The organism is Paenibacillus sp. MSJ-34 (genome assembly GCF_018918005.1).
In the GTDB taxonomy this organism is placed as follows: Bacteria; Bacillota; Bacilli; order Paenibacillales; family Paenibacillaceae; genus MSJ-34.
The window spans coordinates 56,872-71,267 of the sequence record NZ_JAHLPR010000028.1 but is presented as its reverse complement, the minus strand read 5'-3'; the positions used below and the strand labels follow the sequence as shown (position 1 = coordinate 71,267).

The 14,396-nt window shown below is 49.8% G+C and carries 12 protein-coding genes; 7 read left to right on the top strand and 5 right to left on the bottom strand.

Features of this window, described 5'->3' with window-relative positions:
* Nucleotides 1–4: 4 nt before the first annotated feature.
* The 7 genes from KQI79_RS15290 (at nt 5) to KQI79_RS15260 (ending at nt 6,274) form a co-directional block, all read left to right on the top strand.
* Nucleotides 5–1,414, top strand: coding sequence for a relaxase/mobilization nuclease domain-containing protein (locus KQI79_RS15290; protein WP_216539112.1), 1,410 nt, complete (start codon nt 5–7; stop codon nt 1,412–1,414).
* Entirely contained in the window at nt 1,323–2,198 is an 876-nt protein-coding gene (locus KQI79_RS15285; protein ID WP_054819553.1) for a DUF3801 domain-containing protein, read from the top strand. The genes KQI79_RS15290 and KQI79_RS15285 overlap by 92 nt, the downstream gene beginning before the upstream one ends.
* Nucleotides 2,195–3,100 carry an ArdC-like ssDNA-binding domain-containing protein gene (locus KQI79_RS15280; RefSeq protein ID WP_216539111.1) on the top strand — a complete coding sequence of 302 codons (906 nt, stop codon included), beginning with the start codon at nt 2,195–2,197 and terminating at the stop codon, nt 3,098–3,100. Before KQI79_RS15285 ends, KQI79_RS15280 begins: the two co-directional genes overlap by 4 nt.
* Before the next feature lie 21 nt (nt 3,101–3,121).
* A complete protein-coding gene (locus KQI79_RS15275) occupies nt 3,122–3,313 on the top strand; it encodes a hypothetical protein (RefSeq protein ID WP_216539110.1) in 192 nt (63 codons plus the stop codon).
* Nucleotides 3,300–5,069: a VirD4-like conjugal transfer protein, CD1115 family gene (locus KQI79_RS15270; protein WP_216539109.1), complete on the top strand. Its 1,770-nt coding sequence runs from the start codon at nt 3,300–3,302 to the stop codon at nt 5,067–5,069. The genes KQI79_RS15275 and KQI79_RS15270 overlap by 14 nt, the downstream gene beginning before the upstream one ends.
* Nucleotides 5,066–5,368 carry a glutamyl-tRNA amidotransferase gene (locus KQI79_RS15265; protein ID WP_216539108.1) on the top strand — a complete coding sequence of 101 codons (303 nt, stop codon included), beginning with the start codon at nt 5,066–5,068 and terminating at the stop codon, nt 5,366–5,368. Before KQI79_RS15270 ends, KQI79_RS15265 begins: the two co-directional genes overlap by 4 nt.
* A gap of 66 nt (nt 5,369–5,434) precedes the next feature.
* Complete coding sequence (locus KQI79_RS15260) at nt 5,435–6,274, top strand: VirB6/TrbL-like conjugal transfer protein, CD1112 family (protein ID WP_483311393.1); 840 nt, start codon at nt 5,435–5,437, stop codon at nt 6,272–6,274.
* 41 nt (nt 6,275–6,315) lie between these two features.
* Here KQI79_RS15260 and KQI79_RS15255 read toward each other — a convergent pair whose 3' ends face one another.
* From KQI79_RS15255 to KQI79_RS15235, 5 genes are all read right to left on the bottom strand, one after another.
* Nucleotides 6,316–6,456, bottom strand: a complete 141-nt coding sequence (locus KQI79_RS15255) for a hypothetical protein (RefSeq protein WP_216539107.1) — start codon at nt 6,454–6,456, stop codon at nt 6,316–6,318.
* Nucleotides 6,457–6,522: 66 nt separating this feature from the next.
* Nucleotides 6,523–9,660, bottom strand: a complete 3,138-nt coding sequence (locus KQI79_RS15250) for a type I restriction endonuclease subunit R (RefSeq protein WP_216539106.1) — start codon at nt 9,658–9,660, stop codon at nt 6,523–6,525.
* A gap of 17 nt (nt 9,661–9,677) precedes the next feature.
* Nucleotides 9,678–10,916, bottom strand: coding sequence for a restriction endonuclease subunit S (locus KQI79_RS15245; RefSeq protein ID WP_216539105.1), 1,239 nt, complete (start codon nt 10,914–10,916; stop codon nt 9,678–9,680).
* Nucleotides 10,906–12,429 (bottom strand): class I SAM-dependent DNA methyltransferase, encoded by a 1,524-nt coding sequence (locus KQI79_RS15240; protein WP_216539104.1) that lies wholly within the window; start codon nt 12,427–12,429, stop codon nt 10,906–10,908. The genes KQI79_RS15245 and KQI79_RS15240 overlap by 11 nt, the downstream gene beginning before the upstream one ends.
* Nucleotides 12,430–12,444: 15 nt before the next feature.
* The gene (locus tag KQI79_RS15235; protein WP_367398204.1) at nt 12,445–13,953 is read right to left on the bottom strand and encodes a restriction endonuclease subunit S; all 1,509 of its coding nucleotides are present in this window, start codon (nt 13,951–13,953) and stop codon (nt 12,445–12,447) included.
* Nucleotides 13,954–14,396 lie beyond the last annotated feature (443 nt).

Sequence of the window (14,396 nt, the reverse complement as noted above, 5' to 3'; positions counted from 1 at the left end):
TCGCGTGGCAACGACCGCAATCTGGGGTGTGACCGACAGGCTTAAGCGGGTGCTGGATTACGCCGCAAATCCTGACAAGACAGCAGAACGTAGCGAAGGCGGAGGTTTGGAGCAGGTACTCGTATATACACAGGCGGATGCCAAGACGGAGAAGCAACTATATGTCAGCGGTGTCAACTGCGATCCGTCAACGGCTTATGAGCAGATGCAGCGGACGAAGCGGCAGTTTTTTAAGACGGACGGCATATTGGCCTTTCACGCCTATCAAGCGTTTGCGCCGGGTGAGACAACGCCGCAAATCGCCCATACCATCGGTGTTAAACTGGCACAGGAGTTGTGGGGGGAGCGCTTTGAAGTCGTCATATCGACCCATTTGGATAAACAGCATGTGCACAATCACTTTGTGTTAAACTCGGTTTCCTTTGTGGATGGGAAACGGTATTACGACAACAAAGCTTCCTATGCCCTGCTGAGACAGACATCCGACCGGCTTTGCCAGGAACATCACTTGTCGGTGATCGAGCATCCCGAATCGGGCAAAGCCAAGCATTATGGAGAATGGAAAGCGGAACGTGAGCGAAAGCCAACATGGAGAGGGCTAATTCGGCAGGACATCGATCAGGCTATCGCATCTTCCATGACGATGACACAGTTTTTTGCCCATTTACAAAAGCAAGGCTATGAGCTTAAAACGGCGGTCAAACATGTGGCGATACGGCCGCCTGGAAAGACACGCTTTGTCCGTTTGCGCAGTCTAGGCGATGGCTACACCGAGGAAGCGATCAAGCAGCGAATATTGCGAAACCGGATACCTGAACGGGAGAAGCCACACCATGTTCGCAGACGACGTGCCGTGTGTAAGGGTTATGTTCGGGCTGGTCGCAAGTTGCGCGGTTTGCAAGCTTTATATATCCGCTACTTGTTTGAAATGGGTGTGCTTCCTGGAAAACGAAAGCCTGTCAAAAAGCCATCCTTCAGGCTTCGGGAGGATTTGAGATACTTGTCGGTATTGATGGAGCAAACCAAGCTGCTATGCAAGTACCGCCTCACCCATCAAGAGGAGCTTCTCACTTTTCATGACGGGTTGGAGGAACAAATCCAATCTCTGCACCAGAAGCGCAAGTCGTTGTACAACCGAATTCGCCGCTGCAAGGATGCTGGCCAGCGAGAACAATACAAAACGCAAATTGCTGTTTGTTCTAAACGGCTTGCCTCGCTTCGAAAGGAGGTGAAGCTGGTTCAAGGCATTTTGGAGCGATCAGGAGAATTACGAGAGACGTTAAACAGAAGTGGCGCACAGGATCGAAAGGAGGAAATTTTCGATGAGTACCGAAACGGAAGCCGCCAATCAGGTCGTCAACATGAGCTTGAAAAGCATCGAAGTCATGGCCAAGATTTCCGGCGAAGGCGCTAAGCATTTGGCGGTATATTTGTTTGCGGCCTTGCAAGGACAGAAACGAACAAAGGGCAGCATCCGCTTGGAGAGTTTGCTGCGCAGCGGGAAAGAATTAAAGGTATTTGCGGTCAAGAACGAAGACCTGGCAACCTTCTGCAAGGAAGCCAAGCGGTATGGCGTGTTGTACTGTGCTTTGCGCGACAAAAAGAACGTGGACGGGATGTGCGATGTGATGGTCCGGGCGGAGGATGCGTCCAAAATCAATCGGATCGTGGAGCGTTTCCACTTGGCCACTGTGGATACCGCCAAAATTAAGAGTGAAATTGAAAAATCCAGTGGAATGTCCGAAGCGCCTGCTGTGGAACAAGGACATGAACCAGGTCACGAGCAAGTTCAGGAACAAGAGCTGCCGAAGGAAATCGCAGAAGAAAGGAATACAGACGACTTGTTGGATGAATTGATGGGAAAGTCCGAACTGCCGGAGCCGACTCCATCGGAGGACGACCATTCAACAGCGGAGAAGGAACCGGCGGAAACGTCCCATCCGTCCGAGAATACCTTCGAGCGCAACGAGGTTACCGCAAGGGATACTGATCCACCTTCTCGTCAAGAGCCGGAGCGAGTGTCCGTCCGTCAATTATTGCGGGAAATACGCGAAGAGAACCGCCAGCAAAGGAAATGGGAGAAAGACAGACAGCCGCGGGAACAAGCGGAGCCGTTGCCGTCTCGAAAGGAGCGGATAGCCGCCGATAAACAACAAGCCAACAAAGCAAAAGGTCGAAAGCGAGGGAAAGCCAAATGAGCGAACTGGATGATTTATTACGACAGGATGCTGCGGCTTCCTCTTCTTTCCGTACAACCGAACCATCCTTCGATAAAGAAGCATGGGTGCAAAAGAAACAGGAGCTGCGGCAATGGACATATGATACGATTGATGCCACCACCTTGTCGGTGATGCAGAACGGTGAGGCGTTCCAGCAATATTTGGATGTCCAGAGCCGCTTTGACCGCTATAGCGTGGCCAATGCGCTGCTGCTTCTGGCGCAGCGGCCAAACGCGACTCGCATTGCCGATTTTGACACATGGAAGGAACAAGGGGTATTCGTTCGTCGAAAGGAAACAGGGTTTTACATTCTGGAACCGGGCGAAACCTATCAAAAGCAGGATGGCAGCACCGGTATCAGCTACAATCCGAAAAAGATGTTTGATATTGCTCAAACGACCGCCGTGTTGAAACGGGAAGAACCGGTATTCCCGGATGATCGCGCCCGTATTAAAGCATTAATTGACCGCGCCCCCGTTCCGATTGGCATTGGTGATTCGTTGCCATCGGAAAAGCATGCGCTCTATCAGCCAGAACCAAAAAACATTACCATTCGTCGCGGGCTTGAGGCCAGCGATATTTTTCGAGCGCTTGCCCAAGAACTGACACATGCTGAACTGGATAGCGGCGATGGACGGTACAACCGCTCGGATAACGAGTTTTTTGCCTACTCCGCTTCTTATGTGTTATGCAGGCAATTTGGCGTTGCAACCGATACCTTCCGTTTTGATCGAGCGCCGGAGAGGTTGAACGGGATGGAACCGCAGCAAGTCCGTGCCGAGTTGACGCTCATGAAGGAAGCTTTTCAACAAACAACCCAGAGAATGAACCGGAACCTGTCACAACAGCGCCAGCCTAAACGATCCGATCCGGTTCGCTAAGTTTTGTCTGGAGGGAGTGCTATGAAAAAACAGGAACGAATCTTGTCTTTGAATCATTATGAGCATGGGATAGTCGTCCATGCGCTGAATGCGTTACGAAATGACTTAATCGGTGAGAAACGACCGACGGATGCCGTGGATGATTTATTGTTAAAAATGATTGATGCCCCATATCAAACCCATAAACGCCGGAGGCGCCATGAGGCGCGATGAAACCGCAAGGAGTAATCTAATACTCTTTGCGGTTTTTTTTATTCCCGTCATCTGGTCGGCGATGTTGGTCGCCCCCGCATGGGCAGAAGGGTTGCCGGACATACTGGCCCATCTCAGCACGGCGATTCGCCGTCCGTTTGACATTGAGTGGGTGGACGAGACGCCACGTTGCTTGTTGATCTTTTCGCTGACTTATGGTCTTTGCGCTGGGGCATATTTCGCGACTCCGCGCAACTATCGCCGACGGGAAGAGCACGGCAGCGCCCGCTGGGGCCGAGCGAAAACCGTCAATGCCAAGTATCGAGACAGACGGCCGGAACAAAACAAAATTTTGACGCAGCGGGTCAAAATCGGTCTAGATGGCCGCAAGCATCGCCGGAACCTGAACGTGTTGGTTGTCGGCGGCTCCGGCGCGGGCAAAACACGGTTCTATGCTAAGCCGAATGTGATGCAAGCCTCGACCTCTTACGTTGTTCTGGACCCAAAGGGGGAGATTTTGCGGGACACCGGTCATCTGCTTAAAGCCAAAGGCTATGACATCAAAGTGCTGGACCTGATTCACCCGCATCGTTCGCATGGCTATAACCCGTTTGTCTATTTGCAGGACGACAAGGACGTCTTGAAATTGGTGACCAACCTGATTCGCAATACGACACCCAAAAACAGCAACACGAACGATCCCTTCTGGGAGCGTTCGGAAACAGCGCTGCTGGAGGCGCTTATGTTGTACTTGCTTTATGAAGCGCCGCCGGAGGAACAGAACTTTCCGATGATTATGGAAATGATCGCCGCGGCGGAAGTGCGGGAGGAAGATGAGACGTATCAGAGTCCGCTGGACGAGTTGTTCGAGCGGTTGGAGATGCGCGACCCGGAGCATTTGGCGGTCAAACAGTACAACATTTTCAAATTGGCTGCCGGAAAAACGGCCAAATCCATTTTGATCGGGCTTGGCGTACGGCTGGAGAAATTCAATCTGACCAGCATCGCCGGCATGAGTACGGTGGATGAATTGGACTTGCCCCGCATGGGTACGAAAAAAACTGCCTTGTTTGCCGTCATCCCTGACAACGACAGCAGCTTTAACTTCATCGTCGGCATGCTGTACACGCAGCTTTTTCAATCGCTCATGTATGAAGCGGATTACCGGCATGGTGGGAGGCTGCCAACGCATGTTCATTTTGTAATGGACGAGTTTGCCAATGTGGCGTTGCCAGATGAATTTGACAAGCTACTGTCGACCATGCGGAGCCGGGAAATCTCGGTGTCGATTATCCTTCAAAACCTGGCGCAACTTAAAGCGTTGTACAAGGATGCCTGGGAATCGATTGTCGGCAACTGCGATGTGTTTTTGTACTTGGGAGGCAATGAACAATCCACACACAAATATGTGTCGGAACTGCTCGGCAAGGAAACGATTGACACCAACACCTACGGTGAGAGCAAGGGGCGCAGCGGTAATTATTCGATCAATTACCAGCATTCGGGAAGAGAATTGTTGACCCCGGACGAAGTGCGGATGTTGGATAACCGCTATGCCCTGCTCTTTATCCGTGGGGAACGTCCGATACAGGATGACAAGTATGATCTGCTGCGGCATCCGAACATCGAGCTTACAACGGATGGTCAGGCTTCGCCGTTCCAGCATGGAGGTACGGATTATGCCATCGACTGGTTATCGGTGCAGCTTCATGAAGACGGAGATTACGAGCTGTTGGCAGAGGATGAAGTGGAGTCATTATTTTTAGGAAAGGAATGATAGACGTGAAGCATCGATGGAAACGATGGATGACGCTGTACATGGTTTGCGTACTGATGGGGAGCTTTGCTACACCTGCATACGCGAGCGATCCGATGACTACCGTGAACAATTTGTCTGATTTTATTTTTGGCCTGATCCGGGCTGTGGGCATGATTATTTTGGGTTTTGGCATTGTGCAGATTGGTTTGTCTTTCAAGTCTCACGACCCTACCCAAAGAGCTAACGGGTTCTTAACACTCGCCGGTGGCGTGGTCATTACCTTTACGAAGGAAATTCTCAACCTGATTGCCGGATAAGTACGGGTATTCGCATTCGGGGAATAAGCCAGCGGTTTGTTCCCCGAATCTGGGGGGAGGGTGAATGTGTCTAAGAACAGTTGGATCATCGACAATCTCGAAAATGCATTAGAGACCTGGAACGATAAAATGTCGGAGATTTGGGAGTTGGTCACCGAGTCGCCGGCGGATTTCAAAGGCGGTGGTATATGGCGCGTCATCTTAGATATTCACGGTGCGTTGCAAGCTACGGGATTGGCCTTGCTGGTATTGTTTTTTGTGATTGGCGTGATGAAAACGACCGGTAACTTTGCGGAAATGAAACGACCGGAGGTTGCCGTGAAGTTATTTGTTCGATTTATTTTGGCCAAGGCGGCGGTCACGTATGGTCTGGAATTGATGATGGCGCTATTTTCGATTGTACAGGGCATCATTGCCACCATGATTGGCCGTTCGGGATTTGGTTCATCGGACATGATGACATTGCCGGATACGATTGCCCAAGCGATTCAAGATGTGGGCTTCTGGCAAAGCATTCCGCTGTGGGTGGTAACGCTGCTTGGCAGCCTGTTCATCACCGTTTTATCGTTTATTATGATTCTCTCTGTTTACGGCCGTTTTTTTCGTCTCTATATTTACACAGCCATTGCTCCTGTCCCCCTCTCATCGTTTGCTGGGGAGCCGACCCAATCCATCGGCAGGTCCTTTTTAAAGGGATATGCCGCCGTTTGTTTAGAAGGGGCGATCATTGTGCTGGCTTGCATTGTTTTTTCGGCATTTGCTACCGCGCCATCGGTCGTGAACGAAGGCGCACAGGCGGTGACCATGGTCTGGACGTACATTGGCGAACTGATTTTCAACATGCTGGTTCTCGTCGGCATGGTGAAAATGGCGGATCGGATCGTGCGGGAGATGATGGGGCTGTAATCGAGGGCATGCTGCCGGGAGGGAAGGCAGTTCGGGGAGGATTAACGGATGGCTGCCAAAAAGAGCCTCAAAAGCGCCAGTGCATCGTTTCGTTGCTTTTCAGTACATTGATTTAGCGCAGCTAAAATCAGTTCGGTATCATTGCTTTTGCTATTTGTCTCTTGCTCCAGCAACAACGGCACATTCTCACCTCTCAAAAAAATGGCGTAGAAACAGTCAAACTTGATGTCCTACGCCTTTGATGTCCGTTAATATTTAAACTCTTCCGTCTCCGCCTGTGCCATCAATTCAGCTTGCTGAAGCACCAGATCAATGGCCATCTTTTCCAGATCCGGCGGGTAACCGTATTTCTTCAACAGCCGCTTGACGGTAATTCGCATCTGAGCACGTACATTCTCACGAAGCGTCCAGTCGACCTTAATGTTGCTCTTGATCGCTTGGGTCAGCTCATGTGCAATCTGCTTCAGCATGAGATCGCCCATCAGTTCCTTGGCCGATTCATTCGAAGCGAGCGCATCATAGAAAGCCAGCTCTTCCTTGATCAGACCGAGATCTTCGCCGCGCTTGACGGCTGCGTTCATTTCTTTGGCCATCTGGATCAGTTCTTCGATAACCTGTGTCGTTTCGATGGTACGATTGTTGTATTTCCGAATGGCTTCCTCCAGCATCTCGGAAAATTTCTTCGATTGCACAATACTGGTTCGGGAAACGGCCTTCACTTTCCCCTGAAGCAGCCTGCGGAGAAGTTCCACAGCCAGATTTTTCTGCTTCAACCCGCGCACATGTTCGAGAAACTCATCCGAAAGTATCGCAATGTTCGGTTTCTGCAAGCCTACAGCTTCCAGAATATCGACAACTTCATCGGATACGACAGATTTCGAGATGAGCTGATTCAACTCGGTATCGAGTTCTTTCGTCGTTTTTCTCTTGTTTTCGTCTGTTATCAGCTTAATTATACCAGATTTAACCGCTTTGAAGAAACTGATTTCGACATTGACTTCCTCCGCGGCGGGAGTCGTCGCGCAGAGCGAGAAGGCTCTTGCCAATTCCGTCGTCCAATTCAGGAAGTTCCGCTTGCTCTCTTCACCTAATCCAAGTACGTAATCGACCGTCTCAACAATGGCCTTCATCCGTCCGGCTGCTTTCTCCGAAGCGAATTTACTGTAGTCATACCCATGAAGCAATTCGCGGATGAGCTGCAGCCTTTCCAGCATAAAGTCAACGGCTTGGTCTGTATCGATACCAGCAGTTTTTCGGTCATTTTCCGTATATTGTTGAAGCGCCGATTTCAGCAAGTCCGCAATTCCGATATAATCGACGATCAGACCGCCCGGCTTGTCGCGGAATACCCGATTCACGCGGGCGATCGCCTGCATCAGATTATGGCCTTTCATCGGCTTGTCGATGTACATCGTATTCATGCTCGGCACGTCAAAACCGGTCAGCCACATATCACGGACAATGACGATCTGAAGCGGATCGTTCACATCTTTCATCCGCTTCGCGAGATGTTCGCGTCGCCGCTTGTTGCCGATAAACGGTTGCCACTCCTCCGGATCGCTGGAACTTCCGGTCATGACGATTTTGATTTTGCCTTCGTTATCATCATCGCTGTGCCAATCCGGCCGGAGTGCAACAATCGCTCTGTACATATCGATGGCGATCCGCCGCGACATCACAACAATCATCGCTTTGCCGAAGCCGGCTTTCTGCCGTTGCTCGAAATGTTCGACGACATCCTGCGCGACTTTCCTGACCCGTTTCTCTGCACCGGCCAACGCTTCAAGCCTAGCCCAACGCGACTTCAGACGCTCCCGCTGCGTGTACTCCTGGTACTCCGTAATATCCTCATACTCGCTGTCAATGACCGGGCGCTCCGCCTCCGACAACTCCAGGCGGGCAATGCGGCTTTCATAATAAATTCTGACCGTGGTTCCGTCTTCTACGGCTCGGGTCATATCGTAAATATCGATGTAGTCACCGAAAACGGCAGGCGTATTTTTGTCTGTCAGTTCGACCGGCGTTCCGGTAAAGCCAATATAAGAAGCGTTCGGCAACGCATCGCGCATATACTTGGCATAGCCATACTTAATGGCCGCTTCGTCGTCCCCGGCGACCATATCCGCCTGAAACCCGTACTGGCTGCGATGCGCCTCGTCCGCAATCACAATCACATTGCGGCGTTCCGTAAGTACAGGATACTTGTCTTCATTTTCATCGGGGGTGAACTTGTGGACCGTTGTGAAAATGATCCCGCCCGACTCCACCGACAAGAGCTCACGCAAATGAGTCCGATTTTCCGCTTGCTGAGGCGTTTGCCTGAGCAAGTCCTTCGACTTGCTGAACGTGCTGAACAATTGGTCGTCTAGGTCGTTTCGGTCCGTCACTACGACGATCGTCGGGTTGTTCAGCGTCAGAACAAGTTTGCCCGCGTAGAATACCATAGACAAGCTTTTGCCGGAGCCTTGCGTATGCCAAATAACGCCGATTTTTCGATCTCCTTCATCCATCGTCGCCCGTTCCGTACTTGCAATTGCCTTGTTGGTGGCGTGGTATTGGTGGTATCCCGCCAATATTTTGAACAGATGCTCCCCATCGGTCTGAAACAGCACGAAATGCTTGATAATATCAAGCAGTCGGCTTTTCTCGAACATTCCTTTCACAAGCACTTCAAGCTGGGGCAGGGAGGAGGGCGCCACGTCATCGCCGTCGATCGTGCGCCACATCATAAAGCGGTCTTCATTGGCTGTCAACGTGCCGACCCGCGCATTCACACCGTCACTGATGACCAGAAACGAGTTGTAGGTGAACAGGGACGGTATCGCGCCTTTGTACGTCTGCACTTGATTATAGGCATCGCTGATCCCGACTTCTTCGTTGGAGGCGCTTTTCAATTCAAATACGGCGATCGGCAATCCATTTACGAACACGACGATATCCGGGCGCTTCTCTCCCTGATTTTCAACGACGGTAAACTGGTTGACGACCAGAAAGTCGTTGTTGTCGATCCGGTCCGGGTCGGTGTCGAACAGCCATACTTTCTCTGTCGGATATTCGCCATTGGCGGCTTGATACTGCACGTCGATCCCATCGGTAATCATCTTCTGGAACGCCTTGTTATTGATCAGCAGGCTGGGACTGCGCGGCACTTCAATGACCCGGATCGCTTCCTCAATCGCTTCTCGCGGCACATGCTTGTTGATGCGAATGAGAGCCTCGCGCAGCCGATCTTTCAGGATGACGTCATGGTAAAACTGTCGTTCGGGATACTCGCCTTCCGGAGAAATATCCGGGCCGTATGCTTTCTCGTAGTTCAGTTCTTCGAACCACTCCAGTGCGGCCTGCTCCAGGTCGCTTTCGGTATAGGACGTCGTATAGTAGGCCATGTTGCACCTCCTTTGGATTAGGGCTGATAGATTGCGCTGCTCTCCGCAACCTTTGGCAGATCGGGATGATTATGATCCTGCTCCACAGGGACACGGATCTCGCCCGACATCAGTTTGGGGAGAAGGGTGTCGCGGATTTGGGTTAAATCTTCATTTTCTTCTTCACACTTTTGTGTTAATCTCCCTATCGGTTCAACGATCTCATTAAACTTCGCAAGGACATTTTCTGTAGGGATAAGAACAGGCACTCGCTTCATTTCTGTCCCGGATATCTCCTTAAAGGTTGAGCCCGATGCACGACATTCAATCGTCTCAACATTACTCTTCAAGAGATAATAGACGAATTCTGAACCAACATGTTTGAATGGAATAACGGACTTAAATCCCTGATTTGTTGTAACTTCATTTTTAGCTATTGCAATATAACCAATAGGAGCTCGCGAACTAAATAAAACTGTCCCTTTCGGTAAAAGCTTTACACTGGAGTTGCTAAACCCTTTCTGTGTAATATCTATTTCGCCGCGCGAGATATATTTGTTGTTAGTTTTCGATAGATCTTTAGGAGTGATCCAAGGAATGCCTCTAACGGTATAAAAGTCTTCGTTTTTCTTAGAAGGCGTTGCTCCTCCGGCAACCTCACCAAGTTCACTAATTGTCCCCTGCTTCCACCCCTTCGGAATCAACCCCAACTCGCTTTCCTCAAACTCGCCGCCACTGGATTTATACGGTTCTCCGTTTTCATTTGGAAACTCGAAGTCCACAAACCAGCTATTAAAAAGGGCTTGGGCCATTTCTTCAAGGTTTTTGTTGATTGCGTTGTTGAGTTCGATTTTATAATCCAATGCGGTTAAAATATCCGAAATTTTTATTTGTTCAGAAGTTGAAGGAATTTTCATAACAATGTCTTTTATCAATGATTGCGTTAATAGCGGTTGAGAACTACCAATCCGCATATTATACAAGTTCATACTTTTCAATTTATAATAAAGATATCTGCCTGTCCCTTTAATACATGGTTTGGCAGCTATCGCATTATCTGATATCCAGCAAGGTTGGTTTTCATAATGAACATTTCCACAATAAGCACCAACTCGTCCTATTATCACTGTTTCTCCTTCTGAATTGTAGCTATTAGTGTAATCCATGATCCCATTTCCGCCGTAAACCGGGATCTTTCCACTTTCAGAAGGCCTTTTTTTACCATTTGCAAATTCTGCGATATCGGATAACCTAACTTCCTTCCACTCAAAACTCAAACCCGATCCCCCCTAGCCGCTTGCGAATCTCGTCCTCCAGTTGCCGGGACTTGGCGAACTGCTCCGCCAGCTCCGTTGTCAATCTTGCCATTTTATCCTCGAACGGTTCTCCGTCTTCTTCCGCATCTTCAATACCAACATAGCGGCCCGGTGTCAAAATGTACTCATGCTCCTGCACCTCCGTAAGCTTCGCCGCTTTGCAGAAGCCTTTCACATCTTCATAGATTCCGGCTTCTGCCTGACCGCGCCATGCATGGTAGGTATCGGCGATCTTCCGGATATCCTCCGTGCTCAATTCACGATGCGTGCGATCCACCATATGACCCATTTTGCGGGCATCGATAAACAGAATCTCCCCGCGGCGATCTCGAAGCCCTTTCGGCGCTTTGTTCTTGGCGATAAACCAGAGACATACGGGAATTTGCGTAGAATAGAACAGTTGTCCCGGCAAGGTGACGATGCAATCGACCAGATCGGCGTTGACGAGTTTGCTGCGAATCTCAAACTCTGCCGTCGTGCTCGTTGACATGGAGCCGTTCGCCAGTACAAATCCGGCAACGCCGCTGGGCGCAAGCTTGTTCACGATATGCTGAATCCACGCATAGTTGGCATTCCCTGCGGGAGGCACCCCATATGCCCAACGGGTATCCTCCGTCAGCCGCTCGCCGCCCCAATCGCTAATATTGAAGGGCGGATTCGCCAGAATGTAATCAGCCTTCAGGTTTTTATGCAAATCGTTATGGAATGTATCCGCATGATGCTCACCGAGATTGCCGTCGATGCCGCGAATAGCGAGGTTCATTTTGCACAACTTCCACGTTGTCGGATTCGACTCTTGCCCGTATACCGCAATATCACCAATGCGCCCCTGATGTTCCTCTACAAACTTCTCGCTTTGAACGAACATGCCGCCGGACCCGCAGCAGGGGTCGTATACGCGGCCCTTGAACGGCTGAATCATCTCAACGAGCAGGCGAACCACGCTGTTCGGGGTGTAGAATTCGCCGCCATTCTTGCCTTCCGCGCTAGCAAATTTGCTAAGGAAGTACTCATATACCCGACCCAAAACATCCTTCGAGCGGCTCTCTTCATCGCCGACCTTGAACGAGAACAGGTCGATTACTTCGCCAAGGCGGGTTTTATCCAGCGCTGGCCTAGCGTAATCTTTCGGCAGTACGCCTTTCAGCGACGGATTTTCCTTCTCGATGGCAATCATGGCATTGTCGATGATCTGCCCGATATCCGGCTTCTTCGCGTTATCCTTGATATGGCTCCAGCGCGCTTCCTTCGGTACCCAGAATATATTTTCTGCAACGTATTCGTCCCGGTCCTCCGGATCGGCATACGGTTCATTTTTCAATGCTTCATATTTTTCTTCAAACGCATCCGACACATATTTCAGAAATAGAAGACCGAGAGCTACATGCTTATACTCCGCTGCATCCATACTGCCGCGCAGTTTATCGGCCATGCTCCATAATTTTTCCTCGAATCCAATGTTCGCTGTTGCCATGATCCTAATTCCTCCTCAGTAGAGTTCCTCGTATAACTGGCTCTTCACTTGTTCCCAGCGATTCATCGCTTCCCGAACAACTTCTTTATATCGTTCTTTTTCCCGTATATATTGCTCTATTAACTCGTGCTGCTTATCTTCCGGTACCAGAGGCAATTCCAATTCCGCCACATCCGCCGGGTTCAGATTCATTACAGTCGTCCCCCGCTGGAAGCTTTGAATAAGGGCTGTTCCAACCGGGCTTTCCAGAAACATTTTGGCAAAATGACTCTTGATGGCCGACTTGAACCGGATCACGATCATATTCGAGGAAGCGATGACCATCCCTTGAGCCTCCGGAAATACAGCCAGCTTGTTCACGGTGCCGCGGCACGTCATGACCAGGTCACCCGGGAGAATCTCGTAACGTTTCACTTTCCTCTCTTCCTCGTCAATCGTTTCAAGCTGATCCAATAGCACTTCGCCGTCATCCAGATTGGATATATTCAGCACCTTAATGTTCCCGGGCTTTAGATCCTGCTTAAGAATCGATTTTCCCCGAAAAATTTCTGCCACATCGCGCAACTTCACTTTCGGGGTTGCCGCCTGCTGAAACGAACGAAGTATATCCTGATCTTCATCCAGCAGCAGTTCGATTCGCCAATGATCCAGCTCTCGGAACCGATCCGGATGGATGGTAATCTCCCGTTCCCCCACAAGCTTTGACTTCTCCATATGGAGTCGCCCGAGGATCACCTCTTCCACAGGCACTTTGCCGAAGTCAACCTGATAGGTCTTGATAGAAGTGTAGGGACGAAACAAGCCGTCCGGAAGCGAATAGATCGTTTGCACCGGCGCCTGATCATTCATTTTCTTCCGCCAGCTGGCGATCGCGCCGGATTGAAACAGCATCCGTGCAGGAAAGGTCACGCTCAATCTCCCGCCGTCTTGCAAGAGTGGAAGGAGGTAGCTGGCCGCTGCGCCTTCGGATTCCCGAACCGCGACATCGTCATCGTTCATCTTCATACCAAAATTCGGCATCGCCAGGATCGCGTCGAATTGATGTTCTGCGGGCAGCGGCTGATAAATGGACCCTTGAACGATGCGGATATTGGAATAGGGCTCGAAATACGTTTTGAACAATCTGCCTACGATGTAGTTTTCCGTTAACAATGTGATTGTCCATGGTCGATGGTAACATTTCGTTTCGATGAGTCCTTTGATATACTTTTCAGTTTCTGCAAACAGAATGTTCTTGCAACCATGTCGCTCACACTGATCGACAAACCGCTCGACGATTCCTGGATGGACGACAATGCTCCCTGTAACACGATCTTGTTGGATGGTGAGCATGGCGTATTCCAACAAGTCCATATCCTTGCCTGCATGGTATAATTTATAAAATAAATCCCGATCGCCGGGAAAATGGCCTAATTCTTTGTCTAAGGCTCGTTCCTTCATCCACTGAAACAGCTTCTCAGGTTCTGTCATTAGCTCCGTTTCGGCCAACTGTTGCTGTTCCAGAAGTTGTTGCGTCCGCTTCACTCTAATGGCCTCGCGAAGCAACTGATCACGGGTTGATATATCGTGAAGCAGACAGATATTCCAAAACGACTCAATCAATTCATCACCTTCTTTCGCTGCCAAAAGCCAACTAAATTATACCATCAATGAATTGAGTATTACAATACCAAAAATAAATTCAAACATGTATAGCCGGATGTTTTCAGACTGTCGAAAAATCGGTAGAATGTGAATCCGGCTTTCTATATAACGCATTTTGATGTGGGTGGACTCAACTTTTATAAGAAAAATCGATTTAAACCGATCTGATCACCTTGTTTTTACTTTTGATTTCCTCGTGCCTATTCGAAAAGGACTTTCTCGACAGTCTGATATTTTCCCGTTATCCGATACGCCCAACCCCTAATTGAATCGCGTTGATAATGCTCAACCATATCGATAGTGAAGCCGTTTCATTGGTTTAA